Origin of the sequence: Weissella cibaria, from assembly GCF_004521965.1 — a bacterium.
Classification (GTDB): domain Bacteria; phylum Bacillota; class Bacilli; order Lactobacillales; family Lactobacillaceae; genus Weissella; species Weissella cibaria_A.
In genome coordinates this window covers 1-23,226 of sequence record NZ_SDGK01000025.1, presented here as the reverse complement: position 1 = coordinate 23,226, position 23,226 = coordinate 1, and the positions used below count along the sequence as shown (strand labels likewise).

At 43.3% G+C, this 23,226-nt stretch carries 29 protein-coding genes; 5 read left to right on the top strand and 24 right to left on the bottom strand.

What is annotated here, in order from left to right:
- Positions 1-48: 48 nt before the first annotated feature.
- Together nrdE and nrdH are read right to left on the bottom strand one after the other, a co-directional pair.
- Positions 49-2,220 carry a class 1b ribonucleoside-diphosphate reductase subunit alpha gene (gene nrdE / locus EST42_RS03975; protein WP_134644310.1) on the bottom strand — a complete coding sequence of 724 codons (2,172 nt, stop codon included), beginning with the start codon at positions 2,218-2,220 and terminating at the stop codon, positions 49-51.
- A gap of 96 nt (positions 2,221-2,316) precedes the next feature.
- Complete coding sequence (gene nrdH, locus EST42_RS03970; RefSeq protein ID WP_099087764.1) at positions 2,317-2,553, bottom strand: glutaredoxin-like protein NrdH; 237 nt, start codon at positions 2,551-2,553, stop codon at positions 2,317-2,319.
- 269 nt (positions 2,554-2,822) lie between these two features.
- Here nrdH and EST42_RS03965 point away from each other — a divergent pair, with 269 nt between their 5' ends.
- The 3 genes from EST42_RS03965 to EST42_RS03955 are packed head-to-tail and all read left to right on the top strand — an operon-like array spanning position 2,823 to position 4,255.
- Positions 2,823-3,272: a class Ib ribonucleoside-diphosphate reductase assembly flavoprotein NrdI gene (locus EST42_RS03965; protein WP_134644309.1), complete on the top strand. Its 450-nt coding sequence runs from the start codon at positions 2,823-2,825 to the stop codon at positions 3,270-3,272.
- 51 nt (positions 3,273-3,323) lie between these two features.
- Positions 3,324-3,977 carry a hypothetical protein gene (locus EST42_RS03960; RefSeq protein ID WP_134644308.1) on the top strand — a complete coding sequence of 218 codons (654 nt, stop codon included), beginning with the start codon at positions 3,324-3,326 and terminating at the stop codon, positions 3,975-3,977.
- Positions 3,978-3,994: 17 nt separating this feature from the next.
- Positions 3,995-4,255 carry a hypothetical protein gene (locus EST42_RS03955; protein ID WP_134644307.1) on the top strand — a complete coding sequence of 87 codons (261 nt, stop codon included), beginning with the start codon at positions 3,995-3,997 and terminating at the stop codon, positions 4,253-4,255.
- 71 nt (positions 4,256-4,326) lie between these two features.
- Here EST42_RS03955 and EST42_RS03950 read toward each other — a convergent pair whose 3' ends face one another.
- The 9 genes from EST42_RS03950 to EST42_RS03910 all read right to left on the bottom strand — a co-directional run bounded on the left by EST42_RS03950 (position 4,327) and on the right by EST42_RS03910 (position 10,396).
- Positions 4,327-5,037, bottom strand: a complete 711-nt coding sequence (locus tag EST42_RS03950) for a LysM peptidoglycan-binding domain-containing protein (RefSeq protein ID WP_134644306.1) — start codon at positions 5,035-5,037, stop codon at positions 4,327-4,329.
- A gap of 513 nt (positions 5,038-5,550) precedes the next feature.
- A complete protein-coding gene (locus tag EST42_RS03945) occupies positions 5,551-5,892 on the bottom strand; it encodes a DUF1831 domain-containing protein (protein ID WP_134644305.1) in 342 nt (113 codons plus the stop codon).
- A 66-nt stretch (positions 5,893-5,958) separates the two neighbouring features.
- The gene (locus EST42_RS03940) at positions 5,959-6,753 is read right to left on the bottom strand and encodes an alpha/beta hydrolase (protein WP_134644304.1); all 795 of its coding nucleotides are present in this window, start codon (positions 6,751-6,753) and stop codon (positions 5,959-5,961) included.
- 154 nt (positions 6,754-6,907) lie between these two features.
- Entirely contained in the window at positions 6,908-7,921 is a 1,014-nt protein-coding gene (locus tag EST42_RS03935) for a VOC family protein (RefSeq protein ID WP_134644303.1), read from the bottom strand.
- A 280-nt stretch (positions 7,922-8,201) separates the two neighbouring features.
- Positions 8,202-8,894 (bottom strand): 5'-methylthioadenosine/adenosylhomocysteine nucleosidase, encoded by a 693-nt coding sequence (locus EST42_RS03930; RefSeq protein WP_134644302.1) that lies wholly within the window; start codon positions 8,892-8,894, stop codon positions 8,202-8,204.
- 33 nt (positions 8,895-8,927) lie between these two features.
- A complete protein-coding gene (locus EST42_RS03925; protein WP_134644301.1) occupies positions 8,928-9,218 on the bottom strand; it encodes a hypothetical protein in 291 nt (96 codons plus the stop codon).
- A 1-nt stretch (position 9,219) separates the two neighbouring features.
- The gene (locus EST42_RS03920; RefSeq protein ID WP_134644300.1) at positions 9,220-9,789 is read right to left on the bottom strand and encodes an NUDIX hydrolase; all 570 of its coding nucleotides are present in this window, start codon (positions 9,787-9,789) and stop codon (positions 9,220-9,222) included.
- Between the two features lies 1 nt (position 9,790).
- Positions 9,791-10,003 (bottom strand): cold-shock protein, encoded by a 213-nt coding sequence (locus EST42_RS03915; RefSeq protein ID WP_343109541.1) that lies wholly within the window; start codon positions 10,001-10,003, stop codon positions 9,791-9,793.
- Between the two features lie 24 nt (positions 10,004-10,027).
- Positions 10,028-10,396 (bottom strand): DUF3397 family protein, encoded by a 369-nt coding sequence (locus EST42_RS03910; protein WP_134644299.1) that lies wholly within the window; start codon positions 10,394-10,396, stop codon positions 10,028-10,030.
- 113 nt (positions 10,397-10,509) lie between these two features.
- Between EST42_RS03910 and EST42_RS03905 the strand changes: the two genes are divergently transcribed.
- Positions 10,510-10,629, top strand: coding sequence for a DUF4044 domain-containing protein (locus tag EST42_RS03905; RefSeq protein ID WP_010373386.1), 120 nt, complete (start codon positions 10,510-10,512; stop codon positions 10,627-10,629).
- 41 nt (positions 10,630-10,670) lie between these two features.
- On the opposite strand, the gene EST42_RS11535 is transcribed toward EST42_RS03905, so the two are convergent.
- The 12 genes from EST42_RS11535 to EST42_RS03850 all read right to left on the bottom strand — a co-directional run bounded on the left by EST42_RS11535 (position 10,671) and on the right by EST42_RS03850 (position 20,855).
- Positions 10,671-10,859, bottom strand: a complete 189-nt coding sequence (locus EST42_RS11535) for an IS3 family transposase (protein ID WP_134644298.1) — start codon at positions 10,857-10,859, stop codon at positions 10,671-10,673.
- Positions 10,860-10,868: 9 nt separating this feature from the next.
- Complete coding sequence (locus tag EST42_RS11530; protein ID WP_425335773.1) at positions 10,869-11,057, bottom strand: hypothetical protein; 189 nt, start codon at positions 11,055-11,057, stop codon at positions 10,869-10,871.
- A gap of 31 nt (positions 11,058-11,088) precedes the next feature.
- Positions 11,089-11,418, bottom strand: coding sequence for an IS3 family transposase (locus EST42_RS03890; RefSeq protein ID WP_167711082.1), 330 nt, complete (start codon positions 11,416-11,418; stop codon positions 11,089-11,091).
- Positions 11,419-11,540: 122 nt separating this feature from the next.
- Positions 11,541-11,678 (bottom strand): hypothetical protein, encoded by a 138-nt coding sequence (locus EST42_RS10990; RefSeq protein ID WP_245150373.1) that lies wholly within the window; start codon positions 11,676-11,678, stop codon positions 11,541-11,543.
- Between the two features lie 22 nt (positions 11,679-11,700).
- On the bottom strand, positions 11,701-12,030 hold the full coding sequence (locus EST42_RS10985; protein ID WP_245150372.1) for a hypothetical protein: 330 nt from the start codon (positions 12,028-12,030) through the stop codon (positions 11,701-11,703).
- Positions 12,031-12,120: 90 nt separating this feature from the next.
- Positions 12,121-13,242 carry an ATP-grasp domain-containing protein gene (locus tag EST42_RS03880; RefSeq protein WP_134644296.1) on the bottom strand — a complete coding sequence of 374 codons (1,122 nt, stop codon included), beginning with the start codon at positions 13,240-13,242 and terminating at the stop codon, positions 12,121-12,123.
- A gap of 26 nt (positions 13,243-13,268) precedes the next feature.
- Positions 13,269-13,940, bottom strand: coding sequence for a glycoside hydrolase family 73 protein (locus tag EST42_RS03875; RefSeq protein WP_134644295.1), 672 nt, complete (start codon positions 13,938-13,940; stop codon positions 13,269-13,271).
- A 12-nt stretch (positions 13,941-13,952) separates the two neighbouring features.
- Complete coding sequence (cydC, locus tag EST42_RS03870; RefSeq protein WP_134644294.1) at positions 13,953-15,710, bottom strand: thiol reductant ABC exporter subunit CydC; 1,758 nt, start codon at positions 15,708-15,710, stop codon at positions 13,953-13,955.
- Positions 15,703-17,436: a thiol reductant ABC exporter subunit CydD gene (cydD, locus tag EST42_RS03865; RefSeq protein WP_134644293.1), complete on the bottom strand. Its 1,734-nt coding sequence runs from the start codon at positions 17,434-17,436 to the stop codon at positions 15,703-15,705. Before cydD ends, cydC begins: the two co-directional genes overlap by 8 nt.
- A gap of 84 nt (positions 17,437-17,520) precedes the next feature.
- Positions 17,521-18,525 carry a cytochrome d ubiquinol oxidase subunit II gene (gene cydB, locus EST42_RS03860; RefSeq protein WP_134644292.1) on the bottom strand — a complete coding sequence of 335 codons (1,005 nt, stop codon included), beginning with the start codon at positions 18,523-18,525 and terminating at the stop codon, positions 17,521-17,523.
- Positions 18,526-18,527: 2 nt separating this feature from the next.
- Positions 18,528-19,997 carry a cytochrome ubiquinol oxidase subunit I gene (locus EST42_RS03855; protein WP_134644291.1) on the bottom strand — a complete coding sequence of 490 codons (1,470 nt, stop codon included), beginning with the start codon at positions 19,995-19,997 and terminating at the stop codon, positions 18,528-18,530.
- Between the two features lie 243 nt (positions 19,998-20,240).
- Positions 20,241-20,855, bottom strand: a complete 615-nt coding sequence (locus EST42_RS03850; protein WP_134644290.1) for an ECF transporter S component — start codon at positions 20,853-20,855, stop codon at positions 20,241-20,243.
- Between the two features lie 148 nt (positions 20,856-21,003).
- Between EST42_RS03850 and EST42_RS03845 the strand changes: the two genes are divergently transcribed.
- Positions 21,004-21,951: an NAD(P)-dependent oxidoreductase gene (locus tag EST42_RS03845; protein ID WP_134644289.1), complete on the top strand. Its 948-nt coding sequence runs from the start codon at positions 21,004-21,006 to the stop codon at positions 21,949-21,951.
- A gap of 53 nt (positions 21,952-22,004) precedes the next feature.
- On the opposite strand, the gene EST42_RS03840 is transcribed toward EST42_RS03845, so the two are convergent.
- On the bottom strand, positions 22,005-22,868 hold the full coding sequence (locus EST42_RS03840) for a helix-turn-helix domain-containing protein (protein ID WP_134644288.1): 864 nt from the start codon (positions 22,866-22,868) through the stop codon (positions 22,005-22,007).
- Positions 22,869-23,226 lie beyond the last annotated feature (358 nt).

Here is a 23,226-nt window from a genome sequence, read left to right as displayed (position 1 = left end):
AATCATAGCTAGATTATACTAGCTTTTTGCTTATTATTTCACAATTCGCTAGATTGAGCAGCTTTCGCACTCATTCACCCCGAATTCTTCCATATCGTCTGTATACGTTCGTACATAATAAATTGACTTAACGCCCTTGTGGTAAGCATACATCCGTAAAATATTTAAGTCACGGGTGGTCATTTTATCCGTCCGGCCATTTTTCCATTCATACAAACCAGATGGGACTGTCGAACGCATAAACAGCGTCAAGGCCATACCCTGATCAATGTGCTGTTGTGCTGTTGCATATACGTCAATAACTTTACGCATATCCAAATTGTAAGCTGATTCATAATATGGCAACGTGTCCGTGCCAAGATATGGTGCTGGGTAATAAATCTTACCAATCTTCTTTTCTTGCCGCTCTTCAATCTTATTAATGATTGGGTGCAAAGATGCCGTTGAATCATTCACGTATGAAATTGATCCCGTTGGCGCGATTGCCAACCGATAAGCATTGTACAAGCCGTGCTTCTGCACAGATTCTTTTAGCATTGCCCAGTCATGCTTAGTTGGGAAGTGATGTTGTTCAAAAATTTCCTGAACCTTTGCTGTCTTTGGTGACCAATCAGCCATCAAATACTTATTAAAGTACGAACCATCCGCATAGGCAGACTTTTCAAATTCATAGAATGACTCGCCACGTTCCTTAGCAATCTTATTTGACGCCAACAATGTATAGTAGTTCAGCATCAAGAAATACGCATTCGTAAAGTCCAATGCTTCTTCATCACCATAATACATGTGGTTCTTCGCAAAGAAAGCATGCAAGCCCATGGCACCAAGTCCAACCGCGTGTAATTCACGATTACCATTTTGGACAGATGGTACAATATCCAGATCTGAATTATCAGATACGAACGTCAAGGCACGCATCATCGTTTCAACAGAACGGGCAAAGTCAGTGGTCGCCATCATGTTCACGATGTTGGTTGAGCCTAAGTTACAAGAAACATCAGATCCCATCGTGACGTATTGTTGCTCATTATCGATCTCAGAGGCCTTTTGAACCTGCAAAATTTCTGAACACAAATTTGATGAAATCACCTTACCGTGGATTGGATTGGCAGCATTGACCGTGTCAATGTTAATCACGTATGGGTAACCTGACTCTTGTTGCATCTTAGAAATTTCGTTTTCCAAATCGCGAGCTCGAATCTTGTACTTTTTAATCTTAGGGTTTGCAACCATGTTGTCGTATTCAGCCGTAATATCAATGTAGTTAAATGGCTCACCATATTCACGTTCAACATCATAAGGAGAGAACAAGAACATATCCGCATTTGAGCGAATCAAGTCATAGAACTTATCTGGGACCGTCACCCCAAGCGACAACGTCTTCACGCGAACTTTTTCATCAGCATTTTCTTTTTTGGTTGCTAAGAAACTCATGATATCCGGGTGGAAGACAGATAGGTAAGTCACCCCTGCACCGTTACGCTGTCCCATTTGGTTTGAGTAAGAGAAAGAATCTTCCAACAACTTCATGACTGGCACAACCCCTGAAGCAGCATTGCTAATGCCCTTAATCGGCGCACCAGCTTCACGCAAATTAGAAAGATTGATACCGACACCACCACCAATTTTTGAAAGTTGTAGGGCTGAATTAATCACACGACCGATAGCATTCATATCATCCGTTGTTTGTAGGATAAAACATGACACCAATTCACCACGTCGTGAACGACCGGCATTCAAAAATGATGGTGTTGCTGGTTGGTATCGTTGATGAACCATCTCATCAGCCAAATTCATAGCTAATTCTTCATTACCCGCACCGTAGAACAATGCGTTCATCGCAACACGATCAATATAGCTTTCAACATAATATTCGCTATCGTTGGTCTTTACTGCATACTGTGCGTAAAACTTGTACGCGGCCATGAATGACTTGAATTGGAAATCCTGAGACTTTAAATAGTCATGCAGTTGCGTGATGAAATTGAAACTATACTGTTGCAACATTTTTTGGTCAACAAAATCATGTGCAATTAAATAATCAAAGCGGTCACGCAAACTGTCAAACTGTAGCGTGTTTGGGACGACGTTTTCACGAATAAACGCGTCTAGTGCTTCCTTATCTTTTCCAAGTTGGATACTGTTATCCTTTGGAATGTTTAATTCATTATTTAGATCAAAGTATGATACTTTATCTAAATCGAGCGTTCCTAGTGCCATAAATTATTCCCCCTGTGCTACCGAACGTAAAGCGGAACCCGTTATGGCTGCACCGACGTTTGAGTAGCATGTGTGTACGACTAATGAAGCGGTTGTTTAAATTGCCTTGGCAACTTCCGCCAACAAATCAGGTCGGAAGCCTTTGATTGGTTCGGCTGTATTAGAGAACACAACTGGTACCGCTTGATAACCTTGATCCTTCAAGAAAGCCATGGCAGTTGGGTCTTCCTCAACATTCTTCTCAACATAGCTGACCCCATATTGAGATAGCGTCTTCTTCGTCATCATGCACTGAATACAGTTATTCTTCGTATATACGGTAACGTTTTGCATATCATTCACCACCATCTTTCGTTTTTTGAATTAGTGACATTAGTTAATATCTGCTTTTGAGTATAGCGACGAACCTAACAGAATGCAAGGGACTAATATCGAACAAAAAAGGGCTTAACAACGGCATTCACCGCCACATTAGGCTTCGACGTGAATGTTACAAAAATATTATAAAATAACTTTCCGTTATGCGAAAATTTGCAAAGAGGAGTTGAATCAACTACTGTATAGGAATAGTATTAGAAAAAAACATATATGAGGAATACATCATGAAAGTTCGTCTTTTATATACGTCGATTTCCGGCAATACGCGATCTTTTGTCAATCATTTCGTGACATATGCCACGAAACACACTGATTTGACGTTTGAAGCCGTCGAGATTTCTGACGCCAGTTTCGATCAAGATGAAACGGCACCATTTTTCGCATTTGTACCAACTTACCTCGATGGTGGTAACGGCATCGATAACGGTGTGAAAGAAATTATGACCAATGCCCTGGCTGATCAAATTTCATATGGAGATAATCGCCAGCATTTATTAGGGATTATCGGCTCAGGTAATAAAAATTTCAACGCCCAATACATCTTAACTGCCCGCCGGTATGCCGTTTCCTTTCAGGCACCTGTGATTGCAAGCTATGAATTGCGCGGGACGCCACGCGATGTTGAGACAGTCTACGCCGCTATTTCACAACGCCTACTTGAGGCGGGCTACTAATAACGCGTATAATGGTTACCATGTATTTTGACTAGAAAGGTCGTGTCAAACATGGCAACGCACGCAAAGTCGTCAAAAGTCGCCCTGACACGGGAACGACGACAAGAAACTTGGCATAATTTAACGTCAGAGCAGCAAGAAGTGTTGAAAAAGCATATTCGTTATCAGCACACTTCGCTTTTTGTTGATCAAAATTTAATCGGGCACGGCAGTACCTGGCAGTTTGTCGCCTATAATTACAACGATAGTTATGATGCGAATAACGGACCACAACTCTATTGTGACTGTGGTCGTCGCTTGAAGCACCAGTACGTCCTTCAAAATGAAGACGGTACACTTATCAAACTTGGCATTACACATTTTGCGGATCACATTGGGATTCCCGAAGCTGTCATGCGCCAGTTACAAACCAAAATTCACCATTTGGATTTCGGCTTGGATGAGTTGCTTCAACGTATCCGGCGTCATGCCGGGCTGAATAGCGAGATGCGCCAATGGTTCATTGACAACCACACGGCCTACCCAGATTTACCGGTTGATGCCATTGATTTTATTGCCCATTCCCTGCCACTAGAAAAGGATATCCAGTCTGAAATCGTCCGGCAGTATAAAAAAGCAACCTATACGCCTAAACCACGACAGCCACGACGCAAAAAGCCGAAGCTCAACAAAGCCGCCTGGCAAGAATTATTCCGTGACATGTAAAAAATTTGGAGAAATTTATGACACGTTTAGTAAAACTTGCAGATGATACCCTTGGCGAAGGTATTCTAATTGATGATGACCGACAGTTGGTCTCGCAAATTTTAGTACCAAGCCGTTATCAAACTGATCACATCACAGACACGACCATTATGGCCACCCCCACAGATGTTTACAGTCTACAAATGCAATTGATCGCAAATCAAAAGTATTGGATGTGGCCCGTCACAGGATCCGTGCTAGCCTTTCCTGACGGCGCAAAAAGCCATCAAGTTAACTAAAAAGGCGCTTAGCGAACAGTGTGTTCGTTAAGCGCTTTTGTGTTACCGATTAATTATTATCTGGTTAAATCTTACCACCAACCGTTATCTGCACGGAAGGCAATGGCGTTGTCAACTGAACCGTAACGTGACGTTGCATAGTTCAACATACCTGAGGTTTGCTCAGAAACTGATCCGTAACCCCATGATTGGTTAGTCTGACCCAATCCGTGGTATTGTCCGTTTGAGGCATCAACGTTACCACCTGATTCAGGCATAACAATAGCTGTCCACATAGCGTCAGTTCCACCAGCGGCAATAAATTGATCATAGGTTGAACCTGAAGCAGCAGCCGTAGTAGTTGTCGTCGCAACTGGGGTTGTGGCAACAGGCGCTGTGTAAGCAGTCGTATCTTCAGCTGACGTTGCTGCAACAACTGGTTCTGCTGAAGCAACAACCGTAGCTGGTACTGACGTTGCAACTGGCTCTGCCGAGGCAACAACTGCTTCCGTTGCAGCTGGCGCTTGTGACGCAACAACTGGTGCGACGTAAGCTTGCGTTGCATCATATGACGCGTTTGAAGCACCTGCATCAATTTCCAATTGCTCGCCAACATAAATCACGTTAGCGTTCGCAATAGCATTGTTTGCGACCAATGTATCGATCGTTGTGCTGTGGTTTGCTGCGATTTGTGACAACGTATCACCTGATTGTACCGTGTATGTGTCAGCTGATGCATCAGCAGTCAAAGCGAACGTAGCCATACCAGCAACAGCCAATGCAGTAATCATCTTCTTATTCATGGGGAATATGTCTCCTTCTTGGTTAAAACTCTATATCTATAAATGTACAAATGTGTTCGAACTGTCGCGGCCAAATTGCTCTGCGACTGTGACACGTGTACCTCTCAACAACAGATATTAGTTTACCAACCTGAGTGCGCGTACTGTTACAAATAAAAGTCGTTGCGTTACGTCTCTATCTCAAAAGCCTGTTTTTAGGTCACTTTGATGCAACAGTGCACGAATTGTTAGTCGAAATCATTGTTCTAATCACTTTTCTACAAAAATGATTAACCAGTTAAAAAACCAGATAATTTATGTCCAAAGTGCGAATTTTTACATGATTTTACCTTAAAATTCGGTTTAATTGAACCTTTTGTGACGTTAATATTACAAAAGATAAGTTGTGTTTTATAGAATAGCGTAACTTTTAGTTATCCCTTCTCCTTGCAAATGCCCAAATATCAATATTTTCTTTAAGTTCTGGATAAATAAAAACGCAATGGCGCCATCCTTAGCCATTGCGTTTTCTTATTATTCAGCAAATAAAATTTCACGTTCAACCAGTTCGTTTAAGTAGAAACGATAGAGTTCAATCATTTCAGCGTTATCTTTGCGGTTGAAAATGTTCACCGTGGCTGCCCCGTTAGGATTAACCGTTTTAATTTTCACACCAGATAAATCCTTATCAACGACAACCTTAAGCTTAATAGCCTTTGCCAATCCCTTAGCTGGTTCGAGTGAACGTTGCATCACGTACGCACCTGCATTATTAGTGACAAAGCCTGTATCACCGAGCGCATATTTCTTTAATTGTGGGTTGAAGCGATACGTTACTGGATCGCCTACCACCTTAACTGTTGTTTCAAATGCCATCGTGACATCTCCCTTTACTAGTAACTTTCCGTACCATTTAAGCAGCCGCTTATGTGAATAATTTTACTAGTCTTCGGGCAACTTGGCTACCTCATCTTCATCTTCAGCCGGTTCACCATCTGGGTAGTGCCAATCATGATCATCCTCTTTGTGGTGGTGGTCATGACCGTGTTCATCCTTACCATACATCATTGAAGCTGGCCACTCTGGCTCATCATCCACATCGAGTAAGTCATTTGCATCAAGCCAAAGCTTCGCTGCTTGCATTTCAGGTTGCGACATCGTGTGTGACGTCTTAATCGCAAATGTCGACAATAGTGTGCCACCTTTGTGCAAATCTTCCGTCAGCATATCGAAGTTGGTCTCCGAGATAATTGGATCAAATTCACCAAATGATGCGAAGACGCGCGTATCCGTCAAATCTTGAATCTCTTCCAATCGTTCAACCGACATCGCGTGGAAGAGCAACGCTGCCTTCCATGGCGTGTCTTCACGAGCCATCATCGCATGAGCCCCAATATTTGCCCCGTTTGAGAAGCCCATCATAATCATGGCCTCTTCATGAAGCTCATAACGCTTAGCCAGTTCATGAACCGCATCAACTAACCAATCTGTTTCTGCGTGCAAAGATTCAAGATTAAACTCTCCCTCTCCATAACGCTCAAAATAACGATTCATACCATTTTCGCTAACTCGGCCACGAATCGAAATCTTAGGATTTTCGGGCGCCAAGAATTCAGCAATTTCAAGCAAGTCGGTTTCATTACCACCAGTTCCGTGTAGTAACAAAATTGGTGCTAAATCAGGGTCACCTGATACATAGGCATGCCGAATGGTGTTTTTATACTTTTTCTTAGCCATTATTTATTCTCCGTTCGAGTAAGTGTCTCTATTATATCTACTTTAACTAACTTTTAACAAGTGAAAAGCAACCTCTTTTCCGTACTTTTAGTGTACCTAATTTATAAAAAAAGCAGGAACCAAGTTTCAACTTGTTCCTGCTTCAGATTAATCATTAGTTTTCTGCGTTATCAGAAACGTTCTTCTTGAACACCTCTGGTGAAGGCAAATCATCGTTTGATGAGTTGAATGGAATCAATCCAGCTTCAATTTCATCACGCATGTTCTCCAAGAATGGTGGCAACTCCAAGTGGTGACCAGCCTCTTCGTACGTCTCGTCTTGCAAGAATCCCGGTCCGTTCGTAGCAATTTCGAACAAGATTCCTGGCGTTGGACGGAAGTACTCTGACTTGAAGTAGAAACGATCCACGAATCCAGAGTCTTGGAAGCCCAATTGACGCAAACGGTTGATCCAGAAGTTCAAAGCCGTCTCATCATCGACTGCCAAGGCAAAGTGATGCGCGTTTCCATAACCTTGCAAACCACGTGGCAACAAACGTACCAAACGCGTGTGGACTTGACCACCGAATCCGGCATTGTCGAACTCGTACAACACATCATCGCCATCACGGGCGACTTCCTTAGCGCCCAAAACAGAAGTCAAAACCATGTGCATAGCGTTTTCATTGTTAATCGTCAACAATTGTGCACCCAAACCAAGTACAGCGTGCTGTGGCTCAACTGATGAATATTGCCATGGCGTACCTTCAGCCCAAGTACCGGTGTTCTTTTCGTTTGACTCCAAAGCGTACAATTGTCCGTCGAAGTCCTCAAAGTCCAAGTACTTTACACCAAACTCTTCGTGAGTCTCTGCGTCGTGCTTAACACCGAATTCGTCAAAACGCTTAATCCAGTAATCGAATGAAGCGTCTGAAGGAATACGGAACGCCGTACGCGTAATTTCATCCGTACCGTGGATGGCCTTATTGATACCTGGGAAGTCGAAGAACGTCAAAACCGTTCCAGCTGATCCCATATCATCAGTAAAGTACAAATGGTACGTACGTACGTCATCTTGGTTGACGGTCTTCTTAATCAAGTGAAGACCCAAAACTCCTGAAAAGAAATCAAAAATCTTTGGTGAATCTGACGTAATCGTCGTCAAGTGGTGAATTCCACGGATAGTCATATTCGGATGCTCCTTCGTTTCATGTAATTCTCTTAATGAATGATATTAGAATAACAGAACTATTTTTGAAATGGAAATAAAAAGGTGTACTTTTTGTAAGTTGATATGCTTAACAACTATTGCAACCAGTTATGACACGCTATGTAGGGTCGCAGAATTGTAATCATCTAAAAAAGCAACGTTGCATCATCCTGCAACGTTGCTTTCTAACCATTAATATTTATCACAGCAGCTATTGGTCACGTCGGCGGTATAAAACCTCCGAGATTCCTAGTCTGCTTTATTGCTTGTTGAAGAAATCGATCAAAACCTGCGCTGATTGCTTACCAGCATCGACGATAAATTCATCAAATGTTGGGCCAGCCTCACCGTTTGCATTATCTGAGATGGCGCGAACAACGGTAAATGGGACATCGAAGTAATGCGCCACTTGGGCAATTGATGCTCCTTCCATCTCAGCAGATTGTGCGTCAGCAAAATCTGCCAAAATGGTTTGTTTTTGCTCTTCACCAGAGATAAACGAATCACTCGTCACGATTAAGCCACGAACCAAACGAGCGTCAGTCACATCACCATATACATCTGCCAAGCCTGCTGATAGGTCTTCATCCGTCACAAAGCGTGCTGGTTGTTGTGGTACTTGCCCGTAGACATAACCAAATGCACGGGCATCTGCGTCGGCGTAAGCCAATTCTGACGCTACCACTACATCCCCAATGCGTAAGTCAGCACCCAATGCGCCAGCTGATCCAGAATTAATCACGGCATCAACCGCAAAGTTTGTAATTAACAAAGTTGTCGTCAATGCTGACGCAACCTTCCCAATTCCTGACTCAACCACTACAACGTCAACGTTACCAATCTTACCATGGTGAAAAAGTTTGCCGGCAATCGTCGTCTGCTTTTCGTCCGTCATTGCTGTTACCAAGGCTGCTTTTTCTTCAGCCATGGCATTAATAATTCCATAACGCATGTTCGTTAAACTCTCACTTTCAAAATCACTCTACTACAACAAAAATAATATTAAATAAGTTACAACGATTAATACCCCTAACACAATAATCGCGATATTAAGTCGATGCTTTAAACGGGCAGATTTTCCAACCGGCGTCAGTTCATGCGTTATCGGGTCGAGTTCATAACGCCCCTTACCCGATAAACGATACTCTCGCCGCGTTAAATGATCGTTTACTTGTTCAGGTTGCGACTGTAACGGTACACTACCTAGCCCATCATCATTGCCATCGGTCGTATAATCAGCTGGGCCTTGAGGTGTCTTTTCCTTCTGCCAAAACATATCACTTACCTGCCAAACGAAGTGTCTTCCAGTACAAATAAGCCATTGCGGTCTTACCGTCATCAAGTTCGCCCGCTTCAAACAAACGTGTTGCCTCAGCAAAGTCCACGGTCACCAAATCGATTTGCTCATCGTCATCTTGTGGCAGTTCGGTTCCGACTGGCACCAAATCGGTCGCTAAATAAAGCGTCATGAATTCATCTGCAAACCCAATCGACGTATAAAAGCCGGCGATCTTTTCGACATGGCCCGCTTGTAACCGCGTTTCTTCATTTAACTCACGATTAACCGTATCTAACGGATCCGTATCGCGTTCATCCATTTTACCGGCCGGTATTTCCAGTGTCACTTTTTTGACCGGTGCACGCCATTGACGTTCCAGAATCATTTCATCATCGGCGGTCAATGCTAATACACCAATGGCATCGGCATGATAAACAACATCACGCTTAGCTTGGCGACCGTCTGGTAAGATAACAGTCTGCTCGGTTACCCGAACGATATGACCGTCATATTGTTCCTCTTCAGAAATAACGCGCTCACGAAACTTATCGTCATATTGTGACGCCATGTTATGCCTCCCCAGTCACTTTAACCTCAACAGCCGCTGCTTGTGGACCACGAACGCCCTGTACGACAACCAGCTTAACCGGTTCACCAACTTCTAAATCACGAACACGTGGTGTTTCAATTGCTGAAAAGTGGACGAATACGTCCTCTTCGCCCTTCAATTCAATAAAACCAAATCCATTATCAGCATTCCAGGTCTTAACGTAACCTTCAATTTTCTCCATAATTATTATCTCTTTCTATTTCGTCACAACAAAAGCAAAGATTGCCATTGCAATCATTACTACAAAACTGCCCAGACCAACAACGCGCCACCACATAATCCAGAATTTGCGCGTCTCAAATGTTTCGCGCACAAAACCTTGATACAGAGCAATACCAATGCCCCAGAGGACAAACATCAATAAAATTGGCGCTAAAATTGATTGATGCCAAATTTGAAACGCCATCGATTCAATACTCCACCACGTTACAAAAGTTGCTAAATCAATTGACCGCATATGCTTCGGCCAGCTATACAGGAAGACCGTGCGTTGACCAATCCACAGGAAACCCCACATAACAAAAACCAGGGCGGCTGTAATGGGCCAGTTAAAAACCGTCAGCATGGTTGTCCTCCTACACTAATTTTAACAACTGCCTAATAGTCGTTCTACTTGTCTATTCTATCATATCGTCAAATGGTACAATAGAATTAATCAGCAATCAAAAAGGAAATCATATGGCTAAGAAAAAAGAAAAGTCAACGATGCAAAAGATTATTCAAGGCTTCGTTATTTTTATGTTATTACTCTCATTGGCAGGTGTGTTCATCACGCTGTTCCAAGTTATGATGGGTTAAAAAAACTACCTTGAACTGAAACCCAAAAATTGGAGTGAAGTTTAAGCGGCTAACTGGTCGGAAAGATTTCGGTATTGAACCGGAGTTTTTCCGGCCAATTTTGTTTTAATCCGCTTATTGTTGTAGTAATAGACATAGTTGGTTATGGCGGACTTCAGTCCGTCATAACTTTGGTAGTGGTTGTTGTGTACCGTTCCTACCTTTACGATGTGAAAGATACTTTCGGCCATTGCGTTATCTCAGCATGTCGCTTTGCGACTCATGCTCTGGAACACACGGTTATTCTTTAACCGTGATACATACTCATAATTTTGATACTGAAAACCTTGGTCAGAGTGAATTGTCATTCGATAATTTAACTCTGGCCTATTTTGTAGTAGTTCGTCTAATGGCTTAGTAACGAACTCTACCGCTGGATATAAATCAATATTCCAGGTGAGTATTTCACCGCTATAAACATCAATAATATACAGTGAAATAAGTCTGTTCTGTCACCGTGCCTGATCCCCAGCGGATTTCTGTGATGTCGGTGAGAACCTTCTGATATGGTCGACCTGTTGTGAACCGACGGTTTACACGGTTCGGTGCGATATGACCAACAGTGCCGACGTACGAATTGTACTTCCGCGTCAAACGATTGAAAGCAGTACAGAGAAGCCCATTCATCTTCATGATTTCCAACACAACCTTATGGTTGGTGTTGAATCCACGATTGCGAAGCTCTTGTGTGACACGACGATAACCGTAATCCGGATTGCCATCACGAATTGATATGATCGTATCAATCAACTCACGCGGATACTCCTTGTACGCACGTTTGCACGCGTCATGATAACTGCTACTAGACATTTCAGCTACTTGAAGAAGTAGCTTCAACTTACACTTCAACTCTTGCCTTAGCACAGCGATTACTACCGCTTTGTCTTGGTTTGTAATTTCTTCTTTTCCTGAGCTAAGGCTTCGAGTTTTTCCAGGTAGACCGCCTTGATGCGAAGCAGTTCATTCTCTTCTTCTAGCTTCTTGAGTTTATCTTGTTCTTGCTTGTTCATGGTTCGTTTCCGCCTTCGTTTGTCAGGTTTTAGACGACCGACCAGACTCCAATGCACGTTCCCACTGCCAAATCAACGAAGGGCTAGTCACCCTGAACTTTCTCGCTGCTACAGGATAAGATGCGTGATGTGTAAGTCGCCAATTAATTACCTTGATTTTAAAGGAATACGGATAACTTGTCTGCTTTCTATGGGAATCTTTAATTCCATATATTCCGTCACGCTTTATGGATTCTACCCAGATTCCAAGCATTGCTGATCCCTTAATTCCGAATTTCTTGCGTATTTCAACAGTTGGTACACCTTTGAGATACAGAGAAACCGCTTCTATTTGAATTTCTTTTGAAAACATACAAAAACCCCATGAGTTAGATTTACTCCAACTCATGGGGCTCAGTTCACCTTTAGGGCGTACGTAAAGGTATTTTTTTATTTGATAATGTTAATCGGCAAACTGCCAAACACCGGCCACGTGCAATTGATTAAACAACAACGTCACTGAAGGACCACAAGCTAAGACATACCCTGCTGTCCCAGTTGTATCAGGAAAACGGTAAAAATAAATCTGCCAATTAGCTTGAATTTCCCAATGACGCATCAATGCCGGCACTTGTTCAGTTGTAAACGGCATATAGATTGCTGCCTGATTAATTAAAATGTCTGACAGTGCTTGTCCCGTAATAGCCCGCACGTGTTGCTCAGCAACAGATACATTGGTTGTTGCTGTATAAACGGCAGCTGTTTCTTGCACACCCGCTGCAATATCACGAATATAAAGGTTACCCGTACTACTGTAGAAGAATGCCACGTTATAAGCACCAATGTACTGCAAAGCTCCACCGACTTGCTCTGTTACGCCCAACATAACCGTCATTAAATCATCGGCGATGTCTCCAATAGTCCACGCACGTCGCATGTGATCTGTCGCAACCGCAGTTTGTCGCAATGGGTAAATTTTAATGTCCCCTGTGGCGCCGCGAACTGCCGTCATGGTAAATTCTTGGACATCATCGAGCCACGTCTCAACAATCAACGTGCCACCATCAATCATTGGTGCAACAAGGCCCAAATCCCAATCGCCTCGCAGAATAACGGTATCATCGTGATGCTTGTGTTTAAAAATTGGTTTAACCACCACCGGGTAACCAAGGTCCGTGGCTGCATGTGCAACCTCGTCCAATGAGCTCACTGTTTCATACGGCAAAATATTTAATGACTGACTTTCGGCAAATGCTCGTCCCAGAGCGTGATCATCGGTCAGTTGTAATAAATCCGTACCCTGTGGTAACCGTGATTCAGCCAATGCGTCGATAACTTTGGCCGGTAACCATGATGACGTATAAGTCACCATTGATGATAGCGCCAAAAAATTTTGCAGCGCTGTTAGATCACCGGCTGTTTCAACGAAACGATAGTCCGCTTCAGACAACACTGGCGCCTCAGGGCTCGTACTATATGCCGCCACATTATAACCCATATTATGGGCAACTTGAGCGACATACTGGCTCATCATATCATCGCCTAAAATACCAATTGTTGATCCTGGTAAAAATTCAAGACTCATACTTTTTCTCACTTCGTTTCGTAACTCTAATTAACATCATATTGATTTAAATGGTACGTTTCAATCATTTGCACGATTTTTGTCGCATAACCTGGATCAGTCGCATAACCACCACTAACTAGCGCCTGCGCCGCCGCTTTATAATCGACTGCATAAATCACGCCTGCATAACGTTTGGCATTATCCGTCGTCCCGTGGGCCAAGAGGTACGCGTGGTCATCCATCGACGTACGCCAATCTTGATACGTTCTGAAACTTGCATTGATGGTCACCCATTCGTCATTAACATATTCTTTAGTAGCCAGTGTCACGCTCGGCATACCGGGTGAAGCCTTCACCCCAAAGAAATTATTATATTTTGCAGCAAGCTCCGATCGTCCCCAATCTGATTCTAAAGCGGCTTGCGCAATACTAATTGAGGCACGTACACCATACTCCGCCTGCAAATTTTGGGCTTCTGGGGCAAGACGGTCAATGAATTGTTCCCGGGTTAATTGATTTAACGGTAAATCAGCCGTCGGCGTCTGCGCGACAGCCTCATGATGTTGCATATCAGTTTGCCAAACAGCCACGCCTAGAATAAGCACAGCTAATACAATCACCCGCGACCATTGCAGTCGCCCTTTTTTAACGAAAAAATGTGACAACTGAAAATTGCGTTTTGGCCGTCCTGACCGACGCTTTTTTCTTTTTGCCATCACCTTCCCCTCCTATTCCGACATTAAATCGCCATGATCCAGAGCCAGCAGGCGCTGGAAACGACGCTCAGTGGTCGTTAACTTAGCTGGTGTACCCGCCATCGCAATTTGCTGATTCTCTATAAAAATAACCTTATCAACGAGCTCGATTCCGGTCAAGTGGTGGGTAACCCAAATCACAGTTTTATCATGTAATGTTTTAAAAATTGTCTGCAATACGGCCAATTCCGTAATTGGATCTAGCGCAACTGTTGGTTCATCTAAAATTACAATCGGTGTATCTTGCAATAAGATACGGGCCAACGCGAATCGTTGTCGTTCACCACCGGAGAAACGACTCCCCATCTCACTCATTGGTGTGGCTAGGCCATCAGGTAATTGTACCACGAGTTTATTTAGATTAACCTGTTCTAACACGTCCCATAACTCTGCATCAGTCGCGTCAAGTTTCCCCAACCGCAAATTATTAGCGACCGTACTAGCAAATAGGTACGGTTGTTGATCTAACACCGCAATTAATGTCGACCGTTGGCTACTCAAATCAGCCACTGCCGTCCCACCAATGGTAACTTTACCAGCTAAGGGCATTTCGTCACCAAGTAATAGTTTCAAAAGGGTTGTCTTTCCTGCACCAGATTGACCAAGAATCGCGATTTTTTGTCCATCTGGAATCGTCAGAGATAGGTCCTGTAGTACCGGTGTTTGATCATAACCAAACGTCACCTGATTGAGCACAATTGTCGAATTGCCTGGCAGTGCATCCTGCTGTGCCGTTTGTAACTGTGCCTCAGCTTGCGCCTGTTCATCCATCTCATTTAACCGTGTAATCGAATTTTGATAACGCGGCCATTCACCTACCCCAGTGCTAATCGAGGTCAAGGCATCTTCGGCCGGAAAAATAGCTAACACAAATGCTGCAATCCAATTAACCCCTAAACTTGTGCTCCCAAAGTGACGCGTTGCAAAAACTAGCAAGACAATTGCCGTAAAGCCAATTATTATCGCACCACTAAAATCACGCCACCAATTAAAATGCGCCTGTTTAGACTTCAACTGATTAATGGCATTAAAGTCAGCTTGTTGTCGCTCAGCCAATTCTGCTGTTCGGCCAGCTAAAATCCAATCTTGCAAGCCCATGACCGTATCAGTTAAGTCTGTATATAATTCGGCTTCTAGTTGCTGTTGTTTAAAGTCACGTGCCCCATTGACGGCTAGCGTAATCATCGGCGCTAAAATGGTGCTCATCCCCAATATCAAGAAGATTGCCAAGGCAAATCTCCAGTTAAATACGCCAACACCAATCGCAATTAGTACGTAGATGACTGACCCAATTACGGTTGGAAACAGGGTCCGCAAGTAAAAGTTTTCAATCTTAAACAAGTCATTTGCTAAAACATTTAAAACCTCACCCGTTTGCGTTTTCGCATAAACCGATTTTGTTCCCGTTTCAACTAATTCATATAACCGCCGACGGAAAGTAGACACAATTTTAAGTACCCAATTGTGTGACACGAGTCGCTCGGCGTAGCGGAATGATGGTCGTCCAATTCCGAATGCACGTGTCAACACGATGGGAACATATACCATCAAAATATTTTCAGGAATCTGTGCCGAACGTGAAATCAGGAACCCTGAGGTAAACATCAAAGCCGCCCCAGAAAACGTTGTCATAAATCCTAAGAAAATAATCAAGGCTAATAATTTTTTATATGACCTGAGGTATGGAAATACCCAGGTGTCTCGTTTGATCAGTGATACCATTTTACGCATGTGTCGTTCCTCGCATCGCTGCTTGTAAGGTCACGAAGTAGCCGTTATTCGCAATTAAGTCAGCCAGTGTTCCTTGTTCAACTATTTCACCATCTCGCATCACAATAATCCAATCCATTTGGCGCAACCAGTGTAAACGATGCGTGGCAAAAATAACTAATCGATTGTCGAAAACCGGTAACATCGTTTCTTTTAGTAACGCTTCAGTTTCGATATCCAAGTGTGCAGTCGGTTCATCCAGCAGAAGAACACGACGCTCTTCGTCGAGCATAATCCGTGCTAACCCAATCCGTTGTGCTTGACCACCGGACGTTTGCATTGCCCCTTCACCAATTAACGTATCCAGTCCATCAGCTAGACTGGCAAACCAATCGGCGAGTCCGACTCGTTGTAGCACTGCAACCAGATCTTCGTCACGCTGATTGGGTGCATAAAATGCCAGGTTAGCTCGTAGTGTGTCATGAAAAATATACGGATGTTGTGGCAACACCTGAATTTGCTCTTGCCATTGACGCTGTTGTAGGTGTGGCAATGCTTGTTCATTAATCTTTACATCACCCTCGCCAACTAAGAATCCACCTAACAAATTGAGCAAAGTCGATTTTCCTGACCCAGAAGTGCCAATTAAGGCCACTTTAGTATGACCTGTCAAGGATAAGTTAATCTGCTGAAGTGCTGGTCGGTCAGCATTGGGATAGCTAAATGATACCTGGTCTAAAGTCAACGTATCCGTTGCTTGCCAACGTTGACTCTGTCGCACATATCGATTTGTTTCCGGCGCAACCGGTTGTTCTAACAAAGTCATGATATCTGCTAAAGCGTTCTTCCCATTTAGCGTGGCATGATAATCATTAGCAAAGTTACGAATTGGCAAAAAATATTCGGGCGCCAAAACTAAAATCGTTAAGGCTGGCAATAAATGTGTTGCTCCATCCATTAAGCCCAACCCCAAGAACAAGGCAACGACCGCAATCGATAACGTTGTAAAAAAATCCAGCGCAAACGTTGATAAGATAGCAATCTTGAGCGTACTCATCGTCGCTTTACGATGGTCTTCAGAAACATCGTAAATATTTTGCGCATATTGCTTGGCTAACCCCAATTGTTTCAACGTTGTTAGGCCTCGGAGTGAATCAACGAAATGATTTGATAAACGGTTAAACGTTTCATACTCTCGGTCAGCCTTTGCTTGGGCTGCCAATCCCAGCACAATCATAAAAATCACAATCACTGGATAAATGACAAATAAAAATACCGCCTGTTTGAAATTAATGGTCGCAATATACAACAAAATGAGCCATGGGGTGATGCTCATATCAAATAATTTCACCAACACCAAAGTTAAATAATCATGAACTTGGTCAATTCCTTCAACTGCTAACGTCACTGACTTACCAGTACCTTGATTGGCCACCGTTCGAGGACCTAAAGCCGCATATTTCTGTGTTACCTGTGTCTGCAAACTAGCCGTCGTTTTGTCGGCGAATGGGGCTAACGCATATTGCTTAGCGACCCCCATTACTTCTCGCAACAAGTAAGCCAACATAAACCAAACAATCACCATGCCAATTGATGTTAATTGGTTGCCACCCCACAAATCTGTAATGGCGACACTTAGAAACCGTCCTTGACCAATAATAGCAATCGCCTGAATCAACGTTAGTAGTGATAACATGCCGAGCGCTTGCCGGGCACCCGGAAATTTAAACAATCGTTTATCTAACATGACAAACTCTCCATTTTCTCGATATGTACAAAAGGGACCAAGTTAACCTTGACCCCCTTCCATGTCCGCACGCGACGGGCATTATTACTTCTTAACAACAATACGCTGACGGAAGATATAGAAACTCCAAATTTGGTATGCCAAGACAATTGGCAAAGCCGTCAACGAAATAATTGTCATCCACTTCAGTGTGTATGCTGATGATGTTGCATTCTTCAACAGCAATGACATGCTTGGTACATCCCCAACAATCACACGTGGGAATAAACCGGTAAATAGTAGTAGTACGACTGCAATAATGGCCAATCCCAACGTGATAAATGACCAAACATTACGACGCTTCAAACCGGTCAGCCACGCAATGACTGTCAATAGGACAATCACAGCTAGAAACGCTACTGTAATCAATGGCTTCTTAGCAAAGAAGTCGGTGAACAAGAACAAGCCTACCGCAAAAGCAACTTCACCAACCAACAAAACTGGATACAATACCTTGATTTGGGTTTGAACTCGGTCGTGTAGGACGCCCGTCTCTACCTTCAAGCGGAGGTAATTCAAACCATGGACATATGACAGCAACGCCACTGCAACACCCCCAATAATGGAGAAGACGTTGAAGTAGTCAAAGAACTTTGCTGACATGTCGCCGGCTTTATCCAACGGCATTCCCTGCACAACATCTGCAAACAAAACACCGAATAGGAATGGTACAAAGAACGACGTAACCGCCGAAATGGTTGTCCACAAATTGCGATATTTGGCTGTCTTCATTTGTTCACGAAACTCAAATGAAACACCACGATAGATTAACCCTAGCAAAATCGCAAATAAGATTAAGTAGAAGCCAGAAAATAGTGATGCATACCAAAATGGCAATGCTGCGAACATGGCACCACCGGCAGTAATCAACCATACTTCATTACCATCCCAGTGAGGACCAATTGATGCAATCAACGCATCTTCTTCATGTTCTGTTTTCGCAACACCTTTCAATGCCATTCCAATTCCGAAATCAAATCCCTCTAGAAAGAAAAATCCAGCAAATAGAATGGCAATCAAAACAAACCATAAAATTTGAAAATCTGTCATGCTTAAACCTCCTTGCCAGCTTCAAATGCTTTTGCGGAGAATGGATCAACCAATTCTTCGTCCACACGTTCTTCAGAATCAGGCCCGAAAATCATCACTCGTCGTGACAACATCACCATCAAACCACCCAAAACAGCAAACGTTAGGAAGTACAAAATATTTGATGTTAGTAGTGAAGCAAATGACACATTTGGTGACACGGCATCAGCAATTGTCAAAACACCGTAAACCACCCACGGTGCTCGTCCTAATTCTGTAACCAGCCAACCAGCCGTAATGGCAACGAATGGCAAGTACATTGCTAGTCCGAAAATCCACAATGCCCACTTGTATTTCGTAATATCAAGCTTAGACTTCTTACGAACAGCCCATAAAGCAACGACTGATAGTAGGCCAAAAGCCCCAGCTGACATAGCCATAATACGGAATGCATAGTAAATCGTATTGTTTGGTAGGTAGTAGTTCATATCCTTACCAAATTTAAGATCATACTTTTCGTGTAATTCTTTATTAATTTCTGCCCAACCTTGACTTCCACCAACAAGCGAGTGATGCGCCAAAATTGACAACACGTATGGCACGTCCAATGACCATTCAATTTCGTGAGTTTTTGGATTCGTGTAAGCAACGACCGACCAAGGTGCCGATTCGTTCTTACCACCAACGTTTTTATCAAGGCCCTCGGTTGCAGCGAACTTCATTGGTTGGTCATCTTGCAAGTACAATGAGTGACGATCACCGGTCAGGCCAATTCCTACCGTTCCAACCAATGCCACAATTGCCGCAATCTTAATTGACTTCTTAAAGAAATCTAGTTCATGTGTTGGCTTACGCAACAATGACCAAGCAGACACTCCCATCACAACAAATGATCCTGCCAAGAACGTCCCAAAGATAACGTGTGGGAATTCTAGCCACAACTGGTGATTCTGTAGCAATGCTGGAAAATCGACTAAAACGGCGCGGTCAAACTTATGATCCACCTTGAAACCGATTGGATTTTGCATAAATGAGTTAGCTGCCAAAATCCACAAAGAAGAAAAGGCTGACCCGATCGTGGTAATCCAGATAAACGCCAAGTGAAGTCCCTTATTGAAACGCTCCCATCCGAACATCCACAAACCCAAGAAAGTCGATTCCATGAAGAACGCTACCAACGCCTCAACGGCCAAAGCTGGTCCAAAGATGTCCCCGACATAGCGTGAATATCGTGACCAGTTCATCCCAAATTGGAATTCCTGAACGATACCTGTAACAACACCCACTGCAAAACTAAGTAAGAAAATCTTACCCCAGAACTTCGTCATGCGTTTGTATTGCTCATCTTTTTTGATGACATACATCGTCTCCATGATTGCAACAACCAAACCTAGTCCGATTGACAGCGGTACGAAGAAGAAGTGAAATACAGTTGTCATGGCAAATTGCACACGTGCCAAGTCTAAAATAGACAACCCTATTGTCAAATCCATACTGTTTGCCTCCTATAAAAATATTAAATTATCCCTAAACAATGAATAAATGCTTACATAGTTATAATTGTACAGAGTATGTCCTATTTTTACCACTTTATTTATACCGCTTTAGAATTTATTCATACAAATCACCCTTTTCGGACATTTGTCGCAAAAAATCCCAGCTTCACGAATGAAACTGGGATTTATCACGGCAGCTATTGGCCTAAGGCCAAGTTGCTCTTATCTAAAAAATATGACTTACTCTGCTCGACGCAACACCGTCAAAACAGGTACGCCAATCAAGGGCACCAAAATAGCTGACACAATAATTTCAAAAATACCATTGAATCCAGCAATACTGACGATCAACCACCCAAGCAAGCCGGTTTGTGGAATGCCGGTAAAGGTCGTGTGCATCACCGTAAAGCCAATCCAGGTGAAACCAAGTACAAAGAACGTGTTAATAAAAGCTGATAATGCACCAAGACCAACAAGCCAAATTGTTTGTTGCCCAAGTGAACGGTTCCTTACAAAACGCCAATATAGGTAGCCAATAATCAACCCGACCAGAATACGTGGTACAAGCGCTGTAATTGGATTACGGAAAATAAATCCACCGATTACAGGCGCGTGCGTCCAAGCATTCCATAGCGCATACGCTCCCCAAGCAAAGCCAAGCAGTGCACCTCGCGCTGGACCAAGAATAAGCGCACCGATCGCAACCGTCACACTAATAATTTGTACAGCTGCACCCACGGCAAAAGCACCAAGTGGTAAATAACCCAACCATGGAATGATTGATTGTACTAAAATAATTGCAATGAATAGCGCCGTCAATACCATGTGACGAGTCTTCAAGCGTGTATTTGTCATTTCCAATAACCTCTAAATTTATTAATGCGGTTATTTTAACAGGCTATCTTTGCAAACAGTGGAGAAAAGGGAATACACTATTAATAGACGAACTCCTGTAAATAACATACACTTATCGTAAGCAACCCAAATCAAGGAGGAATTTATTATGTCACGCTTACTCTTAGAAGTTACAAAATTGCAACCGCAAGACATCGCCGTCTTACATGATCTCGACATTACTGTTGTAACACCTGACACAGTCACTGCGGCTGATATCAGCGAAATTGAAATTAGTTACGGCTGGTCAACGGAAATCGGTGAGAAAATACTTGCTGATCCAACTAGCAGGCTTCGATGGGTTCAAACCATGTCGGCCGGTGTCGATTACATGCCCTTAGCAGAGCTTTCTGCTCGACAAGTGATGTTAACGAACGCCAGTGGTTTGAAGTCCGTCCCAATTGCTCAATCCGTAATCAGTTATATCCTGCATTTTGCTCGGGGGTTAAATGTTTATCAAACCCAAACCCGCTGGCAAGAATTCACTGATCAATATACAATTAGCGAGCTACCTACCGTTATCTTTGGAACCGGCAACATCGGACGCCAAATTGCTCGGTATCTTAAGGCATTTGGTGGACGTGTCTATGGTGTCAACACCTCTGGTCATCCAGTTGAAGACTTTGATGACGTTGTCGCTATCGACAATCTAGATGCACTACCTGATGATATTGCTGTTGTCGTTGACGTCTTGCCAGGCACTGACACAACGGTTAACTTTTTCAACGCTGAACGTTTTGCAACCCTTGGCAACTTGTATTTGTTCATCAATGTTGGTCGTGGCACGACTGTCAACCAGAGTGATTTAATCACGGCATTGGAAACAGGGGCTATCCGTCAGGCAGCATTGGATGTCACGTTGCCTGAACCATTACCTGATGATTCACCCTTGTGGCAACACCCAAACCTCCTGCTAACACAACATACAACATGGGCAGAACATTCTAGTGCAGGACGTGCTGGCAACCTGTTCCCACTATTTATGAAGAACTTACCAAGTTACTTGGCAAATGAGCCGCTATCGGTTAATGTCGTAGATTTAACACGTGGTTACTAATGCTTAAACCCCCAGCAAAATTTTTGCCGGGGGCTTTTAGTATTCATTACTAGCTATACCTCTTCAGGCATAACTGGTGTCAAATATTGCTTCACATCGTCTTGCAATTTGGCATCCTTAGAAAATTCAGCTGCTGCATATACCAGCATCTTCGCGTTGGCTGCTTCTTCTTCTAATGATAACGCATCTGCACAACGTGACCGTAACATTTGTAGTTCTACCATTTCATGATAGTCTGTCACTTCAGGCGCAGGTAAGATATCAATCGCCTCCGTAATCCGTTCCATCGCTCGTTGTGGGTCTCCAACAGCCAAATACATCTCCGCTCGATGACGGTTCGTATGCGCAATAACACGTGCCATACCGAGTTGCACATCCCGTGGCAATCGATGGATAATACCTCGCGCCCGTTCGAAACACTCTGATGCGTTAATATGTTCACCTTGCGCTAACCAAGTCGCACCCATCTCCGTAAAAATTTCGACCGTCAATTCATACTGATGCTTTTCGACATCTCCCAACGCTAACTGCAATAATTGCATGGCGTCCGCAATTCGATTTTCCGCTAATGCAACCCGGGCTGACAAAACATTGTATTCAGGATAAGCAAAGACTGGAATACGACTCATTAACCCTGGATTTTCCAGCGCTTCTGCTGCCTGCTCAATTTCGCGACGCTCAATCAATTGTCGCACGACACTTAGCGTCGTCAACATACGGTTGTCCATGCGTGCGACGTCCGATACCGTTAGCTGTAGACGATCACATAGCTTTTGTAACACTGTGATATTCGACACTTCATCTAGTCGTTCAATCCGTGATAGTAACGACTGATGACAAATACCTTCCGCAGCCTCTGCTTGAGAAATCCCCAATTGTTCACGCCGACGCTTTAGTGCACCACTTAATACCTTCATTACATAATCTCCCAATAATCCATAAGATATTCCTATCTTAACGGGGTGAAAATCAACTTACAAGCGCACCCTGTTAACTGTTAACAGGTACGCTAATTAATTTCATAAACAATTACGACAGGTATCATTGCACGAATATAATGTACATCAGCATTGGTTCCTAACCTTACCCCTTCAGTACGGTGACTACATTAAATTTGAATATGCAAGAACTTCATCTCATAACAAAACATGGCGACTATACCTGCCTGGGACGTTGTCTCATCATGGCACATACCACTTAATCGATTAAAGTCAAAAACGGTTCTATTCTTTTTGGCGTTGGTGATTAATCACCAACGCTTTTTTTGCATTTATC

Excerpts from the sequence above, each read along its gene's own strand:
- EST42_RS03875 (WP_134644295.1), bottom strand. The coding sequence starts at position 13,940 with ATGGCAAAAAGAAAAAAGCGTCGGTCAGGACGGCCAAAACGCAATTTT.
- EST42_RS03925 (WP_134644301.1), bottom strand. The coding sequence starts at position 9,218 with ATGTTTTGGCAGAAGGAAAAGACACCTCAAGGCCCAGCTGATTATACG.
- EST42_RS03905 (WP_010373386.1), top strand. The coding sequence starts at position 10,510 with ATGGCTAAGAAAAAAGAAAAGTCAACGATGCAAAAGATTATTCAAGGC.
- EST42_RS03950 (WP_134644306.1), bottom strand. The coding sequence starts at position 5,037 with ATGAATAAGAAGATGATTACTGCATTGGCTGTTGCTGGTATGGCTACG.
- EST42_RS03910 (WP_134644299.1), bottom strand. The coding sequence starts at position 10,396 with ATGCTGACGGTTTTTAACTGGCCCATTACAGCCGCCCTGGTTTTTGTT.
- EST42_RS03935 (WP_134644303.1), bottom strand. The coding sequence starts at position 7,921 with ATGACTATCCGTGGAATTCACCACTTGACGACGATTACGTCAGATTCA.
- EST42_RS10990 (WP_245150373.1), bottom strand. The coding sequence starts at position 11,678 with ATGAACAAGCAAGAACAAGATAAACTCAAGAAGCTAGAAGAAGAGAAT.
- EST42_RS03840 (WP_134644288.1), bottom strand. The coding sequence starts at position 22,868 with ATGAAGGTATTAAGTGGTGCACTAAAGCGTCGGCGTGAACAATTGGGG.
- EST42_RS03880 (WP_134644296.1), bottom strand. The coding sequence starts at position 13,242 with ATGAGTCTTGAATTTTTACCAGGATCAACAATTGGTATTTTAGGCGAT.
- nrdH (WP_099087764.1), bottom strand. The coding sequence starts at position 2,553 with ATGCAAAACGTTACCGTATATACGAAGAATAACTGTATTCAGTGCATG.
- EST42_RS10985 (WP_245150372.1), bottom strand. The coding sequence starts at position 12,030 with ATGTTTTCAAAAGAAATTCAAATAGAAGCGGTTTCTCTGTATCTCAAA.
- EST42_RS03945 (WP_134644305.1), bottom strand. The coding sequence starts at position 5,892 with ATGGCATTTGAAACAACAGTTAAGGTGGTAGGCGATCCAGTAACGTAT.
- EST42_RS03965 (WP_134644309.1), top strand. The coding sequence starts at position 2,823 with ATGAAAGTTCGTCTTTTATATACGTCGATTTCCGGCAATACGCGATCT.
- cydC (WP_134644294.1), bottom strand. The coding sequence starts at position 15,710 with ATGCGTAAAATGGTATCACTGATCAAACGAGACACCTGGGTATTTCCA.
- EST42_RS03920 (WP_134644300.1), bottom strand. The coding sequence starts at position 9,789 with ATGGCGTCACAATATGACGATAAGTTTCGTGAGCGCGTTATTTCTGAA.
- EST42_RS03855 (WP_134644291.1), bottom strand. The coding sequence starts at position 19,997 with ATGGATTTGACAATAGGGTTGTCTATTTTAGACTTGGCACGTGTGCAA.
- EST42_RS03955 (WP_134644307.1), top strand. The coding sequence starts at position 3,995 with ATGACACGTTTAGTAAAACTTGCAGATGATACCCTTGGCGAAGGTATT.
- EST42_RS03845 (WP_134644289.1), top strand. The coding sequence starts at position 21,004 with ATGTCACGCTTACTCTTAGAAGTTACAAAATTGCAACCGCAAGACATC.
- EST42_RS03850 (WP_134644290.1), bottom strand. The coding sequence starts at position 20,855 with ATGACAAATACACGCTTGAAGACTCGTCACATGGTATTGACGGCGCTA.
- cydB (WP_134644292.1), bottom strand. The coding sequence starts at position 18,525 with ATGACAGATTTTCAAATTTTATGGTTTGTTTTGATTGCCATTCTATTT.
- cydD (WP_134644293.1), bottom strand. The coding sequence starts at position 17,436 with ATGTTAGATAAACGATTGTTTAAATTTCCGGGTGCCCGGCAAGCGCTC.
- EST42_RS03960 (WP_134644308.1), top strand. The coding sequence starts at position 3,324 with ATGGCAACGCACGCAAAGTCGTCAAAAGTCGCCCTGACACGGGAACGA.
- nrdE (WP_134644310.1), bottom strand. The coding sequence starts at position 2,220 with ATGGCACTAGGAACGCTCGATTTAGATAAAGTATCATACTTTGATCTA.
- EST42_RS11535 (WP_134644298.1), bottom strand. The coding sequence starts at position 10,859 with ATGGCCGAAAGTATCTTTCACATCGTAAAGGTAGGAACGGTACACAAC.
- EST42_RS03940 (WP_134644304.1), bottom strand. The coding sequence starts at position 6,753 with ATGGCTAAGAAAAAGTATAAAAACACCATTCGGCATGCCTATGTATCA.
- EST42_RS03930 (WP_134644302.1), bottom strand. The coding sequence starts at position 8,894 with ATGCGTTATGGAATTATTAATGCCATGGCTGAAGAAAAAGCAGCCTTG.